At 71.2% G+C, this 18,944-nt stretch carries 17 protein-coding genes; 9 read left to right on the plus strand and 8 right to left on the minus strand.

Annotated elements, in window-relative coordinates; all coding sequences use genetic code 11:
- Positions 1–209: 209 nt before the first annotated feature.
- Genes pdhA through AB0917_RS05875 form a run of 3 tightly spaced genes read left to right on the plus strand, consistent with a single transcriptional unit; the run spans position 210 to position 3,806 of the window.
- Complete coding sequence (gene pdhA, locus AB0917_RS05865) at positions 210–1,370, plus strand: pyruvate dehydrogenase (acetyl-transferring) E1 component subunit alpha (protein ID WP_366818216.1); 1,161 nt, start codon at positions 210–212, stop codon at positions 1,368–1,370.
- Positions 1,371–1,372: 2 nt separating this feature from the next.
- On the plus strand, positions 1,373–2,353 hold the full coding sequence (locus AB0917_RS05870; RefSeq protein ID WP_366818217.1) for an alpha-ketoacid dehydrogenase subunit beta: 981 nt from the start codon (positions 1,373–1,375) through the stop codon (positions 2,351–2,353).
- 13 nt (positions 2,354–2,366) lie between these two features.
- Positions 2,367–3,806: a dihydrolipoamide acetyltransferase family protein gene (locus AB0917_RS05875; RefSeq protein WP_366818218.1), complete on the plus strand. Its 1,440-nt coding sequence runs from the start codon at positions 2,367–2,369 to the stop codon at positions 3,804–3,806.
- 61 nt (positions 3,807–3,867) lie between these two features.
- Here AB0917_RS05875 and AB0917_RS05880 read toward each other — a convergent pair whose 3' ends face one another.
- Positions 3,868–4,296, minus strand: coding sequence for an ATP-binding protein (locus tag AB0917_RS05880; RefSeq protein WP_366818220.1), 429 nt, complete (start codon positions 4,294–4,296; stop codon positions 3,868–3,870).
- Between the two features lie 198 nt (positions 4,297–4,494).
- Between AB0917_RS05880 and AB0917_RS05885 the strand changes: the two genes are divergently transcribed.
- Positions 4,495–5,382, plus strand: coding sequence for a helix-turn-helix transcriptional regulator (locus AB0917_RS05885; RefSeq protein WP_366818221.1), 888 nt, complete (start codon positions 4,495–4,497; stop codon positions 5,380–5,382).
- Positions 5,379–5,567 (plus strand): DUF397 domain-containing protein, encoded by a 189-nt coding sequence (locus AB0917_RS05890; RefSeq protein ID WP_366818222.1) that lies wholly within the window; start codon positions 5,379–5,381, stop codon positions 5,565–5,567. Before AB0917_RS05885 ends, AB0917_RS05890 begins: the two co-directional genes overlap by 4 nt.
- Before the next feature lie 82 nt (positions 5,568–5,649).
- Here the strand turns inward: AB0917_RS05890 and AB0917_RS05895 are convergent, their stop codons facing one another.
- The 3 genes from AB0917_RS05895 to AB0917_RS05905 all read right to left on the minus strand — a co-directional run bounded on the left by AB0917_RS05895 (position 5,650) and on the right by AB0917_RS05905 (position 8,495).
- The gene (locus AB0917_RS05895) at positions 5,650–6,552 is read right to left on the minus strand and encodes a D-alanyl-D-alanine carboxypeptidase (RefSeq protein ID WP_366818223.1); all 903 of its coding nucleotides are present in this window, start codon (positions 6,550–6,552) and stop codon (positions 5,650–5,652) included.
- 151 nt (positions 6,553–6,703) lie between these two features.
- A complete protein-coding gene (locus AB0917_RS05900; protein WP_366818224.1) occupies positions 6,704–7,168 on the minus strand; it encodes a hypothetical protein in 465 nt (154 codons plus the stop codon).
- A 16-nt stretch (positions 7,169–7,184) separates the two neighbouring features.
- Complete coding sequence (locus AB0917_RS05905) at positions 7,185–8,495, minus strand: AAA family ATPase (RefSeq protein ID WP_366818225.1); 1,311 nt, start codon at positions 8,493–8,495, stop codon at positions 7,185–7,187.
- Positions 8,496–8,630: 135 nt separating this feature from the next.
- Between AB0917_RS05905 and AB0917_RS05910 the strand changes: the two genes are divergently transcribed.
- Positions 8,631–9,320, plus strand: coding sequence for a GntR family transcriptional regulator (locus AB0917_RS05910; RefSeq protein ID WP_366818226.1), 690 nt, complete (start codon positions 8,631–8,633; stop codon positions 9,318–9,320).
- A complete protein-coding gene (locus AB0917_RS05915; protein ID WP_366818227.1) occupies positions 9,317–10,624 on the plus strand; it encodes an MFS transporter in 1,308 nt (435 codons plus the stop codon). The genes AB0917_RS05910 and AB0917_RS05915 overlap by 4 nt, the downstream gene beginning before the upstream one ends.
- A gap of 143 nt (positions 10,625–10,767) precedes the next feature.
- Here AB0917_RS05915 and AB0917_RS05920 read toward each other — a convergent pair whose 3' ends face one another.
- On the minus strand, positions 10,768–11,592 hold the full coding sequence (locus AB0917_RS05920; RefSeq protein WP_366818228.1) for a maleylpyruvate isomerase family mycothiol-dependent enzyme: 825 nt from the start codon (positions 11,590–11,592) through the stop codon (positions 10,768–10,770).
- Positions 11,593–11,793: 201 nt separating this feature from the next.
- Here AB0917_RS05920 and AB0917_RS05925 point away from each other — a divergent pair, with 201 nt between their 5' ends.
- On the plus strand, positions 11,794–12,585 hold the full coding sequence (locus AB0917_RS05925; protein ID WP_366818229.1) for a carbon-nitrogen family hydrolase: 792 nt from the start codon (positions 11,794–11,796) through the stop codon (positions 12,583–12,585).
- A 74-nt stretch (positions 12,586–12,659) separates the two neighbouring features.
- Here the strand turns inward: AB0917_RS05925 and AB0917_RS05930 are convergent, their stop codons facing one another.
- A complete protein-coding gene (locus AB0917_RS05930) occupies positions 12,660–13,151 on the minus strand; it encodes an LURP-one-related family protein (RefSeq protein ID WP_366818231.1) in 492 nt (163 codons plus the stop codon).
- 64 nt (positions 13,152–13,215) lie between these two features.
- Between AB0917_RS05930 and AB0917_RS05935 the strand changes: the two genes are divergently transcribed.
- Positions 13,216–15,036 (plus strand): thioredoxin-like domain-containing protein, encoded by a 1,821-nt coding sequence (locus AB0917_RS05935; RefSeq protein WP_366818232.1) that lies wholly within the window; start codon positions 13,216–13,218, stop codon positions 15,034–15,036.
- 158 nt (positions 15,037–15,194) lie between these two features.
- Here the strand turns inward: AB0917_RS05935 and AB0917_RS05940 are convergent, their stop codons facing one another.
- Together AB0917_RS05940 and AB0917_RS05945 are read right to left on the minus strand one after the other, a co-directional pair.
- Positions 15,195–15,923, minus strand: coding sequence for a DUF4232 domain-containing protein (locus AB0917_RS05940; RefSeq protein ID WP_366818233.1), 729 nt, complete (start codon positions 15,921–15,923; stop codon positions 15,195–15,197).
- Positions 15,924–16,078: 155 nt separating this feature from the next.
- Positions 16,079–18,844, minus strand: a complete 2,766-nt coding sequence (locus tag AB0917_RS05945; RefSeq protein ID WP_366818234.1) for a BTAD domain-containing putative transcriptional regulator — start codon at positions 18,842–18,844, stop codon at positions 16,079–16,081.
- Positions 18,845–18,944: the final 100 nt, after the last annotated feature.

The following is an 18,944-nucleotide window of genomic DNA, read 5'->3' on the forward strand; positions in this document are numbered from 1 at the left end:
GGAAATCCAAGCAAAATCGCAGGTCAGATAGGGTTTCGCAGTTGTGCGACGCACTGGGTAACGTGCCTATGACAGGGCGCTCGCCGGGGCACCTGTCACGCCTGTATCCCGGCCGAGAAGCACCCACCCCGTGCACGGGTCCGGACACAGGCGAGCCGCACTGGTCTCCCGGCAGACCCCGGGGGCCGGACCGACGGAGGAGCACGCACGTGACCGTGGAGAGCACTGCCGCCGCGCGTAAACCGCGACGCGCCAGTAAGCGGACCAGCGCCGCGAAGAAGCCGCAGAGTTCCGAGCCCCAGCTCGTGCAGCTGCTGACGCCCGAGGGCGAGCGTGTCGAGCACCCGGACTACAGCATCGACCTCAGCGCCGACGAGCTGCGCGGTCTGTACCGGGACATGGTCCTCACCCGCCGCTTCGACGCCGAGGCGACCGCCCTCCAGCGTCAGGGCGAGCTGGGCCTGTGGGCCTCGCTGCTGGGCCAGGAGGCCGCGCAGATCGGCAGCGGCCGGGCGCTGCGCGACGACGACTACGTCTTCCCGACCTACCGCGAGCACGGTGTGGCCTGGTGCCGTGGGGTCGACCCCACCAACCTGCTGGGCATGTTCCGCGGGGTGAACCACGGTGGCTGGGACCCGACGACCAACAACTTCCACCTGTACACGATCGTCATCGGCTCGCAGACCCTGCACGCCACCGGCTACGCCATGGGCGTCGCCAAGGACGGCGCGGACTCGGCCGTGATCGCGTACTTCGGTGACGGCGCCTCCAGCCAGGGCGACGTCGCGGAGTCGTTCACCTTCTCCGCGGTCTACAACGCGCCGGTCGTGTTCTTCTGCCAGAACAACCAGTGGGCCATCTCCGAGCCCACCGAGCGCCAGACCCGCGTGCCGCTCTACCAGCGCGCGCAGGGGTACGGCTTCCCCGGCGTCCGCGTCGACGGCAACGACGTACTCGCGTGTCTGGCCGTCACCCGCTCCGCGCTGGAGCGCGCCCGCCGCGGCGAGGGCCCGACCCTGGTCGAGGCGTTCACGTACCGCATGGGCGCCCACACCACCTCCGACGACCCGACGAAGTACCGGGCCGACGAGGAGCGGGCCGCCTGGGAGGCCAAGGACCCGATCCTGCGGCTGCGCGCCTACCTGGAGAAGGAGAAGCTCGCCGACGAGTCCTTCTTCACCGAGCTGGAGACGGAGAGCGAGACCCTCGGCAAGCGGGTCCGCGAGGCGGTACGGGCGATGCCCGACCCGGAGCCGATGGCCCTGTTCGAGCACGGCTACGCCGACGGCAACTCCCTCGTCGACGAGGAGCGCGCCCAGTTCGCCGCCTACCAGGCATCGTTCGCAGACTCCGCCGAGGAGGGCAAGTAGCCATGGCCGTGGAAAAGATGTCCATCGCGAAAGCGCTCAACGAGTCGCTGCGCCTGGCCCTCGACACCGACCCCAAGGTCCTCATCATGGGTGAGGACGTCGGAAAGCTCGGCGGCGTCTTCCGTATCACCGACGGCCTCCAGAAGGACTTCGGCGAGGACCGGGTGATCGACACCCCGCTCGCCGAGTCCGGCATCGTCGGCACCGCGATCGGTCTGGCCCTGCGCGGCTACCGCCCGATCGTGGAGATCCAGTTCGACGGCTTCGTCTTCCCCGCGTACGACCAGATCGTCACGCAGCTCGCCAAGATGCACGCCCGCGCGCTCGGCAAGATCAAGCTCCCGGTCGTCGTCCGTATCCCGTACGGCGGTGGCATCGGCGCGGTGGAGCACCACTCCGAGTCCCCCGAGGCGCTCTTCGCGCACGTGGCGGGCCTGAAGGTGGTCTCGCCGTCCAACGCGAGCGACGCCTACTGGATGATGCAGCAGGCCGTCCAGAGCGACGACCCGGTCATTTTCTTCGAGCCCAAGCGGCGTTACTGGGACAAGAGCGAGGTCGACACCGACGCGATCCCCGGCCCGCTGCACAAGACCGTCACCGTCCGCGAGGGCAGCGACCTGACGCTCGTCGCGTACGGCCCGATGGTGAAGGTCTGCCTGGAGGCGGCCGCGGCCGCCCAGGAGGAGGGCAAGTCCATCGAGGTCCTGGACCTGCGCTCGATGTCCCCGATCGACTTCGACGCCATCCAGACGTCGGTGGAGAAGACCGGCCGGCTCGTCGTCGTCCACGAGGCCCCCGTCTTCTACGGCTCCGGCGCGGAGATCGCCGCCCGGATCACCGAGCGCAGCTTCTACCACCTGGAGGCCCCCGTCCTGCGGGTCGGCGGCTACCACGCGCCCTACCCGCCGGCGCGGCTGGAGGACGAGTACCTGCCGGGCCTGGACCGGGTGCTCGACGCTGTCGACCGCTCGCTGGCGTACTGAGAAGAGAGGGGTCGTGACGACGATGACGCAGACGTCCGCTCGCTTCCGCGAGTTCAAGATGCCCGACGTGGGCGAGGGGCTCACCGAGGCCGAGATCCTCAAGTGGTTCGTCCAGCCCGGTGACACGGTCACCGACGGCCAGGTCGTGTGCGAGGTCGAGACGGCGAAGGCGGCGGTGGAGCTGCCGATCCCGTTCGACGGCGTGGTGCACGAGCTGCGCTTCCCGGAGGGTACGACGGTCGACGTCGGCCAGGTGATCATCACGGTGGACGTGGCGCCGGGCAGCGACGACGCTGTTGCTCCCGCGGCCGACCCGGTGCAGGAGCCCGTTGAGGCTCCCGCCGAGGAGCCGAAGGGCCGTACGCCGGTCCTGGTCGGCTACGGGGTCGCGGAGTCCTCCACCAAGCGCCGCCCGCGCAAGGGGGCTTCGGCCGCGCCGGAGGCCGCCGCGGTGGCGGCGGCTGTGCAGGCCGAGCTGAACGGTCACGGTTCCGCGGCTCCCGTGGTCGATGCTCCTCCGGCCGGCCGCCCGCTGGCCAAGCCGCCGGTACGCAAGCTCGCCAAGGATCTGGGGATCGACCTGGCGACGGTGGTACCGACCGGCAAGGACGGGATCATCACCCGCGAGGACGTGCACGCGGCGGCGGCTCCGGCGGCTGAGGCCTCCCCGGCTCCGGCTTCCCTGGCTGCGGCGCCTCAGGCGTCCGAGCCGGCGGCGGCTCCTGCCGAGGCCCCGGCGGCGGTCGGCTCGGCCCGGGAGACCCGTATCCCGGTCAAGGGCGTCCGCAAGGCGATCGCGCAGGCCATGGTGGGCAGCGCGTTCACCGCGCCGCACGTCACCGAGTTCGTCACGGTCGACGTGACGCGCACGATGAAGCTGGTGGCGGAGCTGAAGGAGGACAAGGAGATGGCAGGGGTGCGGGTCAACCCGCTCCTGATCATCGCCAAGGCCCTCCTGGTCGCGATCAAGCGGAACCCCGAGGTCAACGCCGCCTGGGACGAGGCCAACCAGGAGATCGTGCAGAAGCACTACGTCAACCTGGGCATCGCGGCGGCCACCCCGCGCGGCCTGATCGTGCCGAACATCAAGGACGCGCACGACAAGACGCTGCCGCAGCTCGCGGCGGCCCTGGGCGAGCTGGTCACCACGGCGAGGGACGGCAAGACGTCCCCGGCGGCGATGGCGGGCGGCACGGTGACGATCACCAACGTCGGCGTCTTCGGCGTCGACACGGGCACCCCGATCCTGAACCCGGGCGAGTCCGCGATCCTGGCGGTCGGCGCGATCAAGCTCCAGCCGTGGGTCCACAAGGGCAAGGTGAAGCCGCGTCAGGTCACCACGCTGGCGCTGTCGTTCGACCACCGCCTGGTCGACGGCGAGCTGGGCTCCAAGGTGCTGGCCGATGTGGCGGCGATCCTGGAACAGCCGAAGCGCCTGATCACCTGGGCGTAGGTGCTCGGCCGGTGGGCCCGTACGCAGCTCCGCGTACGGGCCCACCGGCATGTCTGGGGCTTCACCGTACGGACAGCTCGGCGAACACCGACTTGCCGACGGTGCGGGGCTCGACGCCCCAGTGGTCGGCGAGCTGAGCCACGATCAGGAGCCCGCGCCCGTAGCAGTCGTCGGCCTCGGGCTGCCGGAGGCAGGGCAGCCGCTCCCCACGCGCATCGCTGACGGCGACCCGGAGGACGAACTCGGTGAGGGTGAGGTGGACCCGGAAGAGCCGCCCCCGGATGACTCCGTGCAGCAGCGCGTTGGTGGCCAACTCACTGACCAGGAGCGCCGCGTCCCCGGCCATGGTCGGATGCCCCCACTGAAGGACGAGCCGAGCGGCCCGATGCCGGCTGAGCGAGACGCTGCGAGCGGTGGGCGTGTAGTCGACCCGGTCCTCCCGGAGGATGGGCTCGGGGGCGGGGGCTGAGATCTCCTGGGCTGCGGTCATGGTCGCGTGCCTCCGGGGTGGGGTGGGTGGCGAGCTTGCGCTGGTTCCGATCCGCTGTGCAATCAGCGGAGTGCTGAAAGTAGCGACAGAAAGCTCTGGGACTCAAGCACTTTGGGGAAGATATTCCCCGTACGAGCGAATGAGGGGCGCTGCCGTCGTGCTTGCTGGCACACTGTGCGTGATCAGCGGGAGGGCGAGATGCGGAATTCCGGAGTCGCTGCACGCGGCAATCGGACGTCCACTGTGCTTGGGCGACGCCTCGGTGGCGAGCTGCAACGCCTGCGGCTCGGAGCGGGCATGACGCAGCAGCAGGCTGCCGAATACCTGAGCGCGACGGCGACCAAGGTGGTGAAGATGGAAAGCGGGTGGGTTCCGATCCGCGATCCGGACATCCGGGCGTTGTGCCAGCTGTACGGGGTGGCGGACGACCAGGTCGTCGCCGGACTGTTGGACATCGCGAAGACGGACCGCGAGCGCCGGAAGGTGAAGGGCTGGTGGGACAACGGCCTTGTTCCGGGCGGCGTGGACTACATCGCCATGGAGGACGGCGCGCTGCGCAACAGGCAGTGGCAGGTCGCCCTGATTCCGGGGCTGTTCCAGACTGCCGAGTACACCAGGGCGATGGGCGTGGCGGATCTGCCCTGGGACGACATCGACCAGATCGAAGCCGTGGTGGAGACTCGGGCGCGGCGCCAGCGAAGGCTGCACGGCGACAACCCGCTGTTGATGCACGCCGTCATCTGGGAGGCAGCCTTGCGGCAGCTCATCGGAGGCCCTGACGTCATGCGGCGGCAGCTCAATCACCTGTGTGATCTGTCGGAGCTTCCCAACATCCACATCCAGGTGCTGCCGTTCCGGTCCGGTGGACACAGCGGGGTCGGCGGGCCGTTCAATATCCTGTCGTTCAGCGAGGACAGGGCTGTGGACGTGGTCCACATGGACGCCTCGCGCTCCGAGATCTGGATCGAGGACGCGGAACGGAGCGCCGTCTTCATCGGGATGTTCAACAGCCTGGTGACATCGAGCCTGTCGCCACATGATTCCGTACAGCTCATGCAGAGCATCGCCAAGGGGATGAGGGAATGAGAACGTTCCGGTTCACCAAGTCCAGCTACAGCACCAAGGACCACGACTGCGTCGAAGTGGCCCGCAACATCCCCCGTACCGTCGCCGTCCGCGACTCCAAGCGCCCCGGCGGCCCCGTCCTCACCGTCGCGCCCGCCGCATGGGATGCCTTCCAGGCCGACCTGCGCCGGCCGCAGCAGCCGTAGGCCATAGGCCGTACGTACGACGAAGGGGCCCGGCCCGCACACACCGTGCGGGCCGAGCCCCTTCGCCGTACTCGCGGGCGGGCTACTTCTTGAACCCGTAGTCCATGAGCTTCTTCGCGTCCGCCGTGCGGGTCGCCTCGTTGGTCGATGTGAGGACCGTGCCGATGACCGTCTTGCCGTTGCGCGTCGCCGCGAAGACCAGGCAGTACTTGGCGGTCGGGCCCGAGCCCGTCTTCACGCCGATCGCACCGCTGTAGCTGCTGAGCATCTTGTTGGTGTTGGCCCACGACATGACGCGCTTGCCGCCGTTCTTCGTGGTGACCGTCTGCTTCGTCGACTTCGTCTTGACGACCGCGCGGAACGTGGGGTTCTTCATCGCCTGGCGGGCGATGATCGTCAGGTCGCGGGGGGTCGAGTAGTTCTTCCCGCCCCCTATGCCGTCGAACGAGTCGAAGTTGGTGTTCTTCAGCTTGAGGCTCTTCGCCGTGGCGTTCATCTTGCCGATGAACGACTTCACGCGGGCCGCACGGGTCGTGCCGGTGCCGAACTTGTCGGCCAGGGCGTACGCCGCGTCGCAGCCGGACGGGAGCATCAGACCGTAGAGGAGCTGGCCCACGGTGACCTTGTCGCCGACGATGAGCCGGGCGGACGAGGCGTTCTTGGAGACGATGTAGTCGCTGTACGCCTTCTGGATCGTGACCTTGGTCTTCAGGTTCACGTTCTTCTGCTGCAACACCACGAGGGCGGTCATGATCTTCGTGGTGGAGCCGGTGGAGCGGCGGGTGTCCGCAGTCTTGCTGAACAGGCTCTTGCCGGTGCCGCTGTTCATCACGAAGCCGCCCTTGGCGACGAGCTTCGGAGCCGGCGGCGGAGTGGCGGCGTGTGCCGTCGAAGCGAAGGCGCCGCTGGCCAGCACCGCACCTGCGGTGAGAGCCACGGTGCTTGTGATGGTGACGCGATTGATGCGCTTGATCACGATTTTCAACTGAACGCTCCAAATGCCCCTGATATGCGGCCACATAAGGGTGCCGCTCGGTGGTGAGACTGCTGGGGCAGGGCAATGGATGCGTTCCCGAACGGGTGAATTTGCGCAGACTTGACCCTGGTCGTCCATAAGCGCAGACGGCGGGCTCAGCTCAGGCGTAGGAGGAAAGCAGTTCGTCGAGCGTCCAGATCGTGGCCCGTACCCCGGACGTACGCGCGAGATACCGGTCTCGCTCGACCAGGATGTTGAGGTCGCCGCAGCCGAGCCGGTTGCAGGCGTGCTCGATCAGGCTGCTTCCCGTGCTGCCGCCGTCCACGAGGGCCTGGAGATGGGCCGCCGCGTCCCACTCGACCTCGTTGAGCGCCCAGGGGGCTTTACCTTCGATGACGGTGGTCAGTACGCCGGAAAGCCGTTCCGCGCAGGACCGGCGAGCGCGGCCGTCCGAAACCTGGGCGATGTGATTGCCGGTTTCGATGATCGCGGTGACCGGCAGCAGTAGATCGGTGTTCCGGCGCTCCCGCTTGGTCTTCAACTCGTCGATCACTCGCTTGCGGTCCTGGCATTTGCCGGGAACCTCCAGCAGATTGCACAGGATCGACGTATCGACGAACTCCACCCCCCGGGCCACGGTCTCACCCGATCCCGAGGAGCCGGTCGAATTCGGCGTAGTCCTGGTCGCCGCGCTCCTCCCGCATCAGGCGGCCGTGGGTCACCACGTCGCCCAGCGGGCCCGCTCCCATCGCCGTGGCGTAGCCGTCCAGCTCGGTGAGCCTGGTCAGGAGGCTGGTGCCTGTTGTGCGGTCGCGCGAGCAGACGACGACCCCTTGGTGGTCGTCACCGCTGAGGGCCGAGAGGAGGGCGGGGCTGTGGGTGGTGATCAGGACCCGGGTCGCGCTCTCGGTGGCCGCACCGCGTACGAGCCGCAGGACCTCCGCCGCTTGCGAGGGGTGCAGTCCGTTCTCCAACTCCTCGATGACGAGGGTCAGGGAGCGGTCGAGGCCGCCGACGGGTGACGCGCCCAGATCGAGTCCTTCGCCGCCCGTGAGCAGCGAAGTGGTGATCGCCAGGAAGCGGAGCATGCCATCGCTCATCTCGCGGGCGGGTGTGAGGCCCAAGGGGCCCTCGTCCAGCGCGAGCATGACGTCCCCCAGTTCCGACTTGGTGACGGCGAGCCGCTCGATGTCGTGATCGGCCAGCCCGCGCAGGAGATCGACGAGGCGGGCGAAGAGGCCGGGGTCGCGCCGCTGGATGTTGCCGACGGCTGCCGACAGGTTCTCCGCCGTTCTGCGGAGGTGAGTGTCGCGAGCCGGTACGTACTGTCGCATCAGGTGCGGTACGGGATCGAGGTGGAAGGCGCCTGTGAGCGCGGTCAGCAGCGACTCGGCAGCCCAGAGGGTGTCGTTCTCCCCATCGCTGTCGCCGGGGACGCGGAGGAGGAGCTGAGAGGTCAGCAGCCGACTGCTGCGGAAGGGGGCTCGGGGGTTGCGGCCCGGCCTGCCGTTGTGCCAGGAGGCGTCGATGTCGGCGCGTTGAGTGCTGGGCTCCCCGCTGGTGAGGAGCGGCTTGGTGCCGTTCGAGGTCGGGCCGGTGAGCCGTTCCTCGATGATCTGCACCTCCGGATCCACCTTGATCGTCACGTCGAACGTGATGGGGCCGTGCTCCGTACTGACCGTGCAGCCCAGCGAGAACCGGTCCGAGCCGTGCGGCACGCACCCGTTCAGCCCGCCACGCACCGGGCCCGCCGCGCTGCGCCGGCTCTCCAGCGCCTCGTTGATGTCGTCGCCACGGGCCAGTCGGGAGAGGACTTCCAGTCCGTCCAGCGCGTTCGACTTACCGCTGCTGTTGCGCCCGATCAGGACGGTGAGAGGCGCCAGGGGGAGCACCGCGCCGTGGAAGCTCTTGAACGCGGTGAGACGTACCTCTTCGATGGCGTGACCTGTCACCCGCTCAACGTAGCGCACGCTGCACAGGCCATGTAGCGCACGCTGCGATGCACCTCTTCGACGCAGGAAACCCGCCACGGTCCAGAATCCGGACGCCGCTCCTCCATGCGTGCATGTTGTATCTATGCTGTGCGCATGCCCGCCTCGGCCCCCGCGCCCGCCCCCGTACAGCCGCCCCGCACCTCCCTCAAGCAGCCGCCCGCCGCCGAGCGTGTCTACGCGCACATCAAGGAGGCGGTCCTGGACCGTCGCTACGAGGGCGGGACGCTGCTCACCGAAGGGGGGCTCGCGGACGCGGTGGGGGTGTCGCGGACGCCTGTGAGGGAGGCGCTGCTGCGGCTGGAGGTCGAAGGGCTGATCAAGCTCTACCCGAAGAAGGGCGCCCTCGTGCTCGCGGTCTCCGCGCAGGAGATCAAGGACGTGGTGGAGACCCGGCTGCTGGTGGAGGAGTTCGCGGCGCGTAAAGCTGTTCCCGCGTCACCCCGGTTGATCGCGCGGCTCGAACAGCTCCTTCAGGAGCAGCGGCAGCTGGCGGAGGCCGGGGATCTGGCGGCGGTGGCCGTCAAGGACCGGTGTTTCCACGCGGAGATCGTGAAGCACGCGGGGAACGAGATCCTCTCGCGCCTCTACGACCAGATGCGCGACCGCCAGTTGCGGATGGGCGTCGCGGTGATGGAGGCGCACCCGGGCAGGATCGCGGCCAACATCACCGAGCACGGTGAGCTGCTGGAGGCGATCAAGGGCGGGAACGCCGAGGAGGCCGCGCAGGTCGTGCGGCGCCATGTCGGGCGTGTGCGGGTGCTGGTCCGGGGTGAGGACCGGTGAGTTCGGCCACCCCCACACTCTCCCTGCCCGGTGATCCACCCGGGGGCCGGCGGGCCGCCTGGGTCTGGGGCATCGGCGTCGCCGTCTACTTCGTCGCCATCATCTTCCGTACGAGCCTGGGCGTGGCCGGTCTCGACGCCGCCGACCGGTTCGACGTCAACGCCTCCGCCCTGTCGACGTTCTCCATCCTCCAGCTCCTCGTCTACGCGGGTATGCAGATACCCGTGGGGCTGATGGTCGACCGGCTCGGCACCAAGCGGGTCCTCACCATCGGCGCGGTCCTGTTCACGGTCGGGCAGCTCGGGTTCGCGCTCTCCCCCTCGTACGGCATGGCGCTCGCCGCACGTGCCCTGCTCGGCTGCGGTGACGCGATGACGTTCATCAGCGTGCTGCGGCTCGGCAGCCGCTGGTTCCCGGCCCGGCGCGGGCCGCTGATCGCCCAGGTCGCCGCGTTGTTCGGGATGGCGGGCAACCTCGTCTCGACGCTCTTCATCGCGCGGGCCCTGCACAGCTTCGGCTGGACCACCACCTTCGCCGGCAGTGCGGTGGCCGGTGTGGTGGTGCTGGTCCTGCTCCTGCTCTTCCTCAAGGACCACCCCGAGGGGCACGAGCCGCCGCCCGCCGAGCACGCGGGCGCCGCGTACGTACGCAAGCAGATCGCCGCCGCCTGGCGAGAACCGGGGACCCGGCTCGGGATGTGGGTGCACTTCACCACCCAGTTCCCGGCGATGGTGTTCCTGCTGCTCTGGGGGATGCCGTTCCTCGTGGAGGCGCAGGGGCTGAGCCGGGCGACGGCGGGCACGCTGCTCACCCTGGTGGTGCTCTCCAACATGGTGGTGGGGCTCGTCTACGGGCAGGTCATCGCCCGCCACCAGGAGGCACGGGCCCCCATCGCGCTGGGCACGGTCGCGACGACCGCCCTTCTCTGGGCCTGCGCGATCTTCTACCCCGCCGAGCACACACCGATGTGGCTGCTGACCGCCCTGTGTGTCGTGCTGGGCGCCTGCGGCCCCGCCTCGATGGTCGGCTTCGACTTCGCCCGGCCCGCCAATCCGCCGGAGCGTCAGGGCACCGCGTCCGGGATCGTCAACATGGGCGGGTTCATCGCCTCGATGACGACGCTGTTCGCCGTGGGGGTGCTGCTGGACGCGACGGGCGGCAACTACCGGGTCGCCTTCGCCTCGGTCTTCGTCCTGGAGGCGCTCGGGGTCGCCCAGATCCTGCGGCTGCGCCGCCGTGCGGCGCTCAGGGAACGCGACCACCATGTGGTGAGCCGGGTGGAGGCCGTGCACGTGCCCGCGTAGGGCCCTGTCGTACGTGTCGTACGGGATCGAGCCGTACGTGCTCGGGGTCGACCCGTACGTGCTCGGGGTCGACCCGTACGTGCTCGGCGGCGCGCCCGCCCACCCGTGAACTGCCGGGACGGGCGCCGCCGGGAAAGCCGGAGCTACGGGGTGACGGCGAAGTGGTCCAGGATCGCGGTGGCCAGCTCCTGGTCGCCCTCGGCCTTGACGCGGTCGGCGACCGTGGCGGGCCGGACCCGGCCGCAGGCGAGGCGCACGTACGTCTCCCAGTCCATGGAGAGCGTCACGGCGGGGCCCAGCGAGGGCGAGCCGTCGACCGAACCGCGGCCCTCCGCGTCGACCCGTACCGTCCGCAGGAACTCCACCGGGCCGTGCACGTCCAGCACCACCGCCGAGTTGGCCGGTGCGCCCGCGTCCTTCGCGACCACCTTCGGCAGCGCGGCGAGCAGGGCGTCCCGGGTGATGTGCGCGCCGGGGGAGTCCAGGTTGCCCGGCTGACCGAGCGTCGCCCGCAGATCCTGCTCGTGCACCCAGACGTCGAAGGCCCGCAAGTTGAGCGCCACTTCGAGGGTCTGCTCGGCGCCCAGGGGCGCGCGGACCATGGTGTCGGGGGCGCGGGACTCGTTGCGCAGCTGCCGGGCGCGGCGGATGAGGACGTACTCCAGCTCGGACGTCATCTCCGGAGCGGTGTGGTGGCGCCGGACGTCGACCTGCATCTCCATGTAGCGGGCGAAGTCGCTCTGCACGTGGTAGAGGTCGCGCGGCAGCGTATGGATCGGGCGCGGGTCACCGAGCATCTCGCACTCCATGCCGATGACGTGCGACACGATGTCCCGCACCGACCATCCAGGGCATGGCGTACGGCCGTTCCACTCCCCCTCGGCGAGCGGCTTCACCAACTCGGCTATCGCTTCGATGGAGTGGGTCGCGGCGTCGGCGTAGGTCTGGAGGATGGGATGGACGGTCACGGGACCCCTCGGCGGTTCTTCGGTGCATGGGCTGGAGAGAGCAGGGAGTGCTGGCGGGCGGGCCGGCACTGACGGCGCTGTCTGCTGGCTGCGTGGGAGGTTCAATCGCCTAAGTTACGCTGCGAGCAGGCACCCCGGCAGTGCTTTCGTGTGACGATCGTAGGCCCGTGTTGACGACTCGAATGCCAGGACGGTGGTAGTGTGCGCGCCTCCCTCATCCAGATCGCAGTAGACCCGGACGAATCCGTCGCGGCCCGCCGCGAGCGAGCGGCCTCCCTGGTGGTCGCCCAGCGCGGCTCCGACCTGGTGGTCCTTCCCGAACTCTGGCCGGTCGGGGCGTTCGCCCACACCGCCTTCGAGCAGGAGGCCGAGCCGCTCCAGGGCCCCACCCACGACGCGATGGCCAAGGCGGCGGCCGAGGCCGGGGTCTGGCTGCACGCGGGCTCCTTCGTCGAGCGCGCGCCGGACGGCACCCTCTACAACACCACGCTCGTCTTCACCCCGGACGGCGAGCGCTCGGCCGTCTACCGCAAGATCCACCGCTTCGGCTTCGACAAGGGCGAGGCGGTGATGATGGGCGCCGGCGAGGAGCTGGTGACCGTGTCCCTGCCGCAGACCACCCTCGGCCTGGCCACCTGCTACGACCTGCGCTTCCCGGAGCAGTTCCGCGGGCTGGTCGACGCGGGCGCCGAGACGCTCGTCGTGGCGGCGGGCTGGCCCGAGCGGCGGCGCGCGCACTGGACGCTCCTCGCGCAGGCCCGCGCCGTCGAGAACCAGGCGTACGTCCTGGCCGTCGGCACGGCGGGCACCCACGCCGACACCCCGCAGGCCGGGCACAGCATCGTCGTCGACCCCTGGGGCGAGGTGCTCGCCGAGGCCGGGGCGGACGAGGAGGTCCTGACCGTGGCGTTCGACCCGGCGAAGGTGGGCACGGTCCGGGAGCAGTTCCCGGCGCTCAAGGACCGCCGCCTGGGGCTCGCGCCGCCGAGCTGAGGGGGAGGGGGCTCGTTCGCGGGGGCCGGTGTTTCACGTGAAACGGTGAAGCCACCGGGCGTCAGGCCTGCCCGCTAGTCCTCCCTCTCCTTGTCCGCCAGGACGATCACGCTCATCGCCACGGCGATGAGCAGTGCGAGGTCGGTGTCCTCACGGACCACGTCGATGCCGTACGTGTCCCGGATCGTCAGCCAGCGCCGCGAGACCTGGGCCAGCAGCTCGCCGTCGTACTCGATGGCGAACTCGCGGTCCAGGATCTTGCCGCTGACGTCCAGCTCCGTACCGTCCACCAGGGTCACCCGGTAGTGGTTGCGGAGCAGCGAGAGCCGCTTGCGCTTGACCTTGGCCAGTTCGTCGCCGCCGCGCTCGATGATCATGGTGTCGCGCAGGCTCATCAGCTTCTGGCGCAGCTCGACCAGGATCCGGCCGTCGGCGTCCTTCAGCTCGAAGGTGTCGCGCAGCCGCATGGCCTTGCCGTCGACCAGGAAGACCTTGCGGCCCTCGGTGTCCTCGATCCAGTAGTCGTCACCGATGGCGAACAGGCGCTCACGTACGAGAAGTCTCATGCGCCTCAGGTTCCCCCGGCCCTCGGCGGAATGCGCGCAGGCGGGGGCGGTGTTGACTTGTGGCATGGCAACACGTGCACGCGTCCGCGCCCCCGAACTCATCGGCAAGGGCGGCTGGCTCAACACAGGCGACCGGCAGTACACCCTCTCCGAACTCCGAGGACGCGTCGTCATCCTCGATTTCTGGACCTTCTGCTGTGTGAACTGCCTGCATGTCCTGGATGAGCTGCGGGAGCTGGAGGAGAAACACCGCGACACGGTGGTGATCATCGGGGTCCACTCGCCGAAGTTCGTCCACGAGGCCGAGCACCAGGCCGTCGTCGACGCCGTCGAGCGGTACGAGGTCCACCACCCGGTGCTCGACGACCCCGAGCTGGCCACCTGGAAGCAGTACGCCGTACGGGCCTGGCCGACGCTCGTCGTCATCGACCCCGAGGGCTATGTCGTCGCCCAGCACGCGGGCGAGGGCCACGCCCACGCCATCGAGAAGCTGGTCGAGGAGCTGGAGGCCGAGCACGGAGCCAAGGGCACGCTCCGCCGGGGCGACGGCCCCTACGTGGCGCCCGAGCCCGTCGCCACGCACCTGCGCTTCCCGGGCAAGGCGCTGCTCCTGCCCGACGGGGGCTTCCTCGTCTCCGACACCACCCGGCACCGCCTCGTCGAGCTGGACCCGGACGGCGAAACCGTACGGCGCCACTTCGGCACGGGCGACCGCGGACTGAACGACGGCGGCCCGGAGGAGGCCCGGTTCAGCGAACCGCAGGGGCTCGCCGTGCTGCCGGACGGCCGTATCGCCGTCGCGGACACCGTCAACCACGCGCTCCGCGCCCTCGACCTCGCGACCGGGGTGACCAGCACCCTCGCCGGCACCGGCCGCCAGTGGTGGCAGGGGACCCCGACCAGCGGCCCGGCGCGCGAGGTGGACCTCTCCTCGCCGTGGGACCTGGCCTGGTTCGGCGGCCGGCTGTGGATCGCCATGGCGGGCGTGCACCAGCTGTGGACGTACGACCCCGAGGACGGGACCGTACGCGTCGCCGCCGGGACCACCAACGAGGGCCTGGTCGACGGGCCGGCCGCCGAGGCCTGGTTCGCCCAGCCGTCCGGGCTCGCGGTCTCCGCCGACGGCGAGCGGCTCTGGGTCGCCGACTCCGAGACCTCCGCCCTGCGCTGGGTCGACCGGGACGAGCACGTGCACACCGCCGTAGGCACCGGCCTCTTCGACTTCGGCCACCGCGACGGACCGGCCGCCCAGGCGCTCCTCCAGCACCCGATCGGTGTGACCGCGCTGCCGGACGGTTCCGTGGCGATCAGCGACACCTACAACCACGCCCTGCGCCGCTACGACCCCGCATCCGACGAGGTCACCACGGTGGCCACCGACGTACGCGAGCCCAGCGACGCGGTGCTGGTCGACGGCGACCTGGTGGTCGTGGAGTCCGCCCGCCACCGGCTCACCCGCCTGCGGCTGCCCGAGGAGGCCGTACGCGTCCCCGAGCAGGCGCACCGCACGCAGCGCGCCGCCACCGAGATCGCACCGGGCACCCTCCGCCTCGACGTGGTCTTCCAGGCGCCCGCGGGCCAGAAGCTGGACACCCGGTACGGGCCCTCCACCCGGCTGCTGGTCTCCGCCACCCCGCCCGAGCTGCTGGCCGGAGGCTCCGGCGCGGGCACGGACCTCGGGCGGGACCTGGTCCTCGCGGACGGGGTCACCGAGGGCGTGCTGCACGTCTCCGCGATGGCCGCGTCCTGCGACGACGACCCGGCCAACGAGTACCCGGCCTGCCACGTCCACCAGCAGGACTGGGGCGTCCCCGTCCGCGTCACGGCGGAGGGAACGCCCCGGCTGCCGCTGGTGCTGGCAGGGATGGACGACGAGCAGGGCTGAGGGGTCGTCGTACGGGAGGCCTCGGCGTTCAGAGGCCTCCCGTACGACCGGCGTACGACCGCGTACGACTGCGTACGGGCCCCTACGGCCCTCTACGGCCACGGCCCCTACGACCCCGTACGACTCCCTGCAACGACCGACAGGCTGACGCCCGCCGCCTAGAAGTCGTCGGCGCCGTTGCGGAGCTCGTACGTCCAGTAGCCGGTCGCCCACTTCGCCGGGTTGACGGCGATGCCGCCCTCGCCCGGGGCCGCCACGGCGGCCTGGCCGTCGGAGCCCTCCAGCATCACGGAGAAGTCCGTCACCACCTCGTTGTCCTCGTTGACCCCGCCGTTCGACAGCCGCACCAGCGCGTAGGCGGGGGCGCCGGGGGTGAGCACGACGGGCGCTTCCGGCTTGCTCTTGGCGACCGGGGGCACGTTCTCCCGGTGGCTTTCGAGGAACTGGATCTGCGGGAAGCCGCTCATCCGGCAGGACGCCGACGAGGTGTTCTTCGCGGTCAGCACGATGTGCGTGTAGGGCGGGCCGTCCTGCCGCTCGGCGGTGATCGCGACGTTTTTGGTGGTGCAGAGGGCGGCGGCCTTGGTGCCCGTGCCCGTGCCGGTGCCTCCGGCGGCGCCGGATCCGCCCGTCGTGCCCGAGCCCTTGGCCGTGCCGGCGACCTGCTCGGTGCCGGCCTCGGCGGACCCCGTGGTGCCGGCCTCCTGCTCGTCGCCGGAGGCCTTCTCGGCCCCGGCGGCCTCCGCGGCGACCGTCGCGGAGGTGCTCGCCGCCGGACCGGCGGACTTGGTGCCGGTGTCGCTGTCACCGCAGGCGGTGAGGGTGAGGGCCAGGACGGCGGTGGTCGTGGCGGCCAGGACGGTACTGCGGTTGCGGAAGGTACGCACGGAGACTCCCCCGGGAGTGATGGTGAGGCGAACGCCTGGTCAAGACGGCAGCCCCGCGTTGCTGACAGGAAGGACTCTGCCGGTCCCCGCTCACGTCCCGCTGCCGTGCCGCTGACGTCCGGCTGACGTCCCCGCCCGGCGTCGGGGCGGGGCGCTCAGCTCTCGTCGGCGAGCCGCCGCACCGCCTGCTCGTGCCGTAGCCGGTAGTCCGCCCGCGCCGTCACGCGCAGCAGCGCCTCCAGAGCCCGTACGACCCCCTCGTCGTAACCGGCGCGCTCCGCCTCCTCCACCGCCCGGTCCAGCAGCCGTATGCCCTCGTCCCGCGCACCGAGCGCGAGGCAGGCCTCGCCGCTGATGCCCAGCAGCAGCGTCCGGCGGGCCGCCTCCTCGTGCTCGGGGCCCAGGTCGAGCGCCGTCCGGGCGGAGAGGAGGGCGTCCTCGGGGCGGCCCGCGGTGAGCTGCATCCGCGCCAGGTGCTGGAGGGCGAGCATCTCGATGTGCCGGTCCGCCTCCGTACGGGCCAGCTCGACGGCCCGGACGCATCCCTCCCGTGCCGTGTCCAGCGCACCCAGTTCGGCCTGCACGACCGCCAGGTTGATCAGCGCGGTCGCCTCGCCCAGCGGGTCGCCGGCCTGGCGGGCGATCAGGGGTGAGCGTTCCAGCAGGGCGGCGGCCTCGGCGGTCCGGCCCTCCTCCGTCAGCACCCAGCCGAGCAGGGTGAGCACCCGCGATTCGGCGTACGCGTCCTTGCCCGCGCGCGCGGAGTCGAGCGCCAGCTCCAGCAGCGGGGCCCAGCTGTCCCGGACCCGCCACACCACCTGCGGCCACTGGAGCAGGATGATCCGCCAGGCCCGGTCGTCGAGCCCCGCGTCCCGGGCGGCGACGGCGGCCAGCGCCAGCTCGTCGCGCTCGGCGGCCAGCCAGCGCATCGCCGCCGCACGGTCGGTGAAGTCCTGGACGGCGGCGGGCTGCCGGTAGTCGTCCGGCAGGACGAAACAGGCCTCGCCGCCGGGCTCCGCCGTGTCGGCGGCGACCAGGGCGGTGGCGATGTAGTGGTCGAGCACGCCGACCAGGGCCTCGGGCCCGGCGGCCGGATCGAGCCCGCGGGCGTACAGGCGCACCAGGTCGTGCAGCTCCCAGCGGCCGGGCGCGCTCTCGGTGACGAGGTGGGCCGCGGCCAGCCGCTCCAGCGCGGCGGCGGCGGTGACCGGGTCGGTGCCCGCCAGCGCGGCGGCCGTGTACGGGTCGAAGTGGCCGCCGGGATGGTGGCCGAGCCGGCCGAACTGGTGGACGGCGTCGGGCGGCAGGTGCTGGACGGTCAGCCGCAGGGCGGCCGCGACCCCGGTGTCGTCCACGTCGAGGTAGGCCAGCCGGGAGCGCTCGTCGGCCAGCTCACCGGCGAGCGCGGCGAGCGTCCAGCGCGGGCGTCCGGCCAGCCGGGCGGCGGTGACGCGCAGCGCGAGCGGCAGCCCGCCGCAGAGCTCGGCGAGGCGGCGGGCCGCCGCCGGTTCGGCGTGGACCCGCTCCTCGCCGAGCACCCCGGCGAGCAGCGCCGTACCGTCGTGGGGTTCGAGCGTGTCGAGCGGTACGGGCCGGGCGGCGTCCGAGGCGATCAGCCCCTCCAGCCGGTGGCGGCTGGTGACCAGCGTGACGCAACCCCCGCCGCCCGGGAGCAGCTGCCTGACGGTGGCGGAGTCGCGGGCGTTGTCGAGGATCACCAGCAGCCGGCGCCGGTCCGTCAGCGACCGGAAGAGCGCGGCCGCCGCCGGGACGGACTCCGGCACGCGACGCGGCGCGACACCGAGCGCGAGCAGGAACTCCCGCAGTACGTCGATGAGCGCGGCCGCCCCGGCCTCGCTGAACCCGCGCAGATCGGCGAAGAGCCGCCCGTCCGGGAAGAGCCCGGGGCTGCGGTGCGCCCACTGGAGGGCCAGCGCGGTCTTGCCCACCCCGGCCGGTCCGGTGACCAGACAGACGGGAGCCTCGCCCGCCGTCGCCCGGGTGAGCGCGGCCAGTTCGGGCCCGCGCCCGTGGAAGCCGCGGGGGGCGCGGGGGAGGAGGTCGGCGGGGGCGTTCGCGAGGCCGGCGGGGGCGCTCCTGGGGGCGCTGCCGGCCGGGGGGTCGCCCCCGGGCTCCGGGCCGTCGTCCGCCTCGGGTGCGGGGACCGCGTCCACGTCCCCCGGCTCCCCGCGCAGGATCAGCGCGTACGCGTCGGCGAGTGCGGGCCCCGGGTCGACGCCCAGTTCGTCCGCGAGCAGCCGCCGTGTGCGGTGGAAGCGGTCCAGGGCCTCCGACTGGCGTCCCGCCCGGTACAGCGCCAGCATCAGCGCCGCCGCCAGCGATTCCCGCAGCGGGTGCGTCGCCGCCTCCGCCGCCAGCAGGGCCGCCGCCCGGTGGTGTTCGCCCAGCGCGCCATGGGCGCGGGCCAGGTGCTCGACCGTCGCCAGCCGCGACTCCTCCAGCGAGTGCGCGGCCGCCCTCAGCGGCGGACCGACGAGGGCACCGCTGAGCGCCGGGCCCTGCCACAGGGACAGCGCCTCCTTGAGCATCAGGACCGTGTCGGCGGGGGAGCGCTGCTCCCGCGCCAGCATCAGCAGCTCCTCGAACCGCTGGGAATCCAGCAGGGTTTCCGGCGTCCGCAGGACGTACGCGTCGTCGAGGGTGACCAGTTCGACCCCGTACGCCTCCGCGTCCCCGCACATCAGGAGGGCGCGGAGCCGGGAGACGTGCCCCTGGATGACGCTCCGGGCGTGCAGCGGCGGTTCGTCGTCCCACAGGCAGTCCGTCAGCCTGCCGACGGAGACCGGGGAGTTGGCGGACAGCAGGAGCGCGGCGAGCAGGCTGCGCCGTTTCGCGGGCCCGAGCGGCACCGGCCCGGTGAGCGTGTCGACAGAGACCGTGCCGAGCAGCCGGAACTCCACGAGCGGCTCCCCTTCCGGGCGGGATACGCCCGCGGACGGGCGCGCGGGATCCCTCCCAGAATATCGGGGCCGCACCAGGGCCGACGCCCGGTCATGCCTG

This window comes from Streptomyces sp. NPDC007346, from assembly GCF_040703535.1.
Taxonomy (GTDB): domain Bacteria; phylum Actinomycetota; class Actinomycetes; order Streptomycetales; family Streptomycetaceae; genus Streptomyces.

Bases quoted from the DNA above. Each gene is read 5' to 3' on its own strand.
- AB0917_RS05880 (WP_366818220.1), bottom strand. From the start codon at position 4,296: ATGACCGCAGCCCAGGAGATCTCAGCCCCCGCCCCCGAGCCCATCCTC.
- AB0917_RS05870 (WP_366818217.1), top strand. From the start codon at position 1,373: ATGGCCGTGGAAAAGATGTCCATCGCGAAAGCGCTCAACGAGTCGCTG.
- AB0917_RS05910 (WP_366818226.1), top strand. From the start codon at position 8,631: ATGCCCGCCTCGGCCCCCGCGCCCGCCCCCGTACAGCCGCCCCGCACC.
- AB0917_RS05935 (WP_366818232.1), top strand. From the start codon at position 13,216: ATGGCAACACGTGCACGCGTCCGCGCCCCCGAACTCATCGGCAAGGGC.
- AB0917_RS05890 (WP_366818222.1), top strand. From the start codon at position 5,379: ATGAGAACGTTCCGGTTCACCAAGTCCAGCTACAGCACCAAGGACCAC.
- AB0917_RS05885 (WP_366818221.1), top strand. From the start codon at position 4,495: ATGCGGAATTCCGGAGTCGCTGCACGCGGCAATCGGACGTCCACTGTG.
- AB0917_RS05930 (WP_366818231.1), bottom strand. From the start codon at position 13,151: ATGAGACTTCTCGTACGTGAGCGCCTGTTCGCCATCGGTGACGACTAC.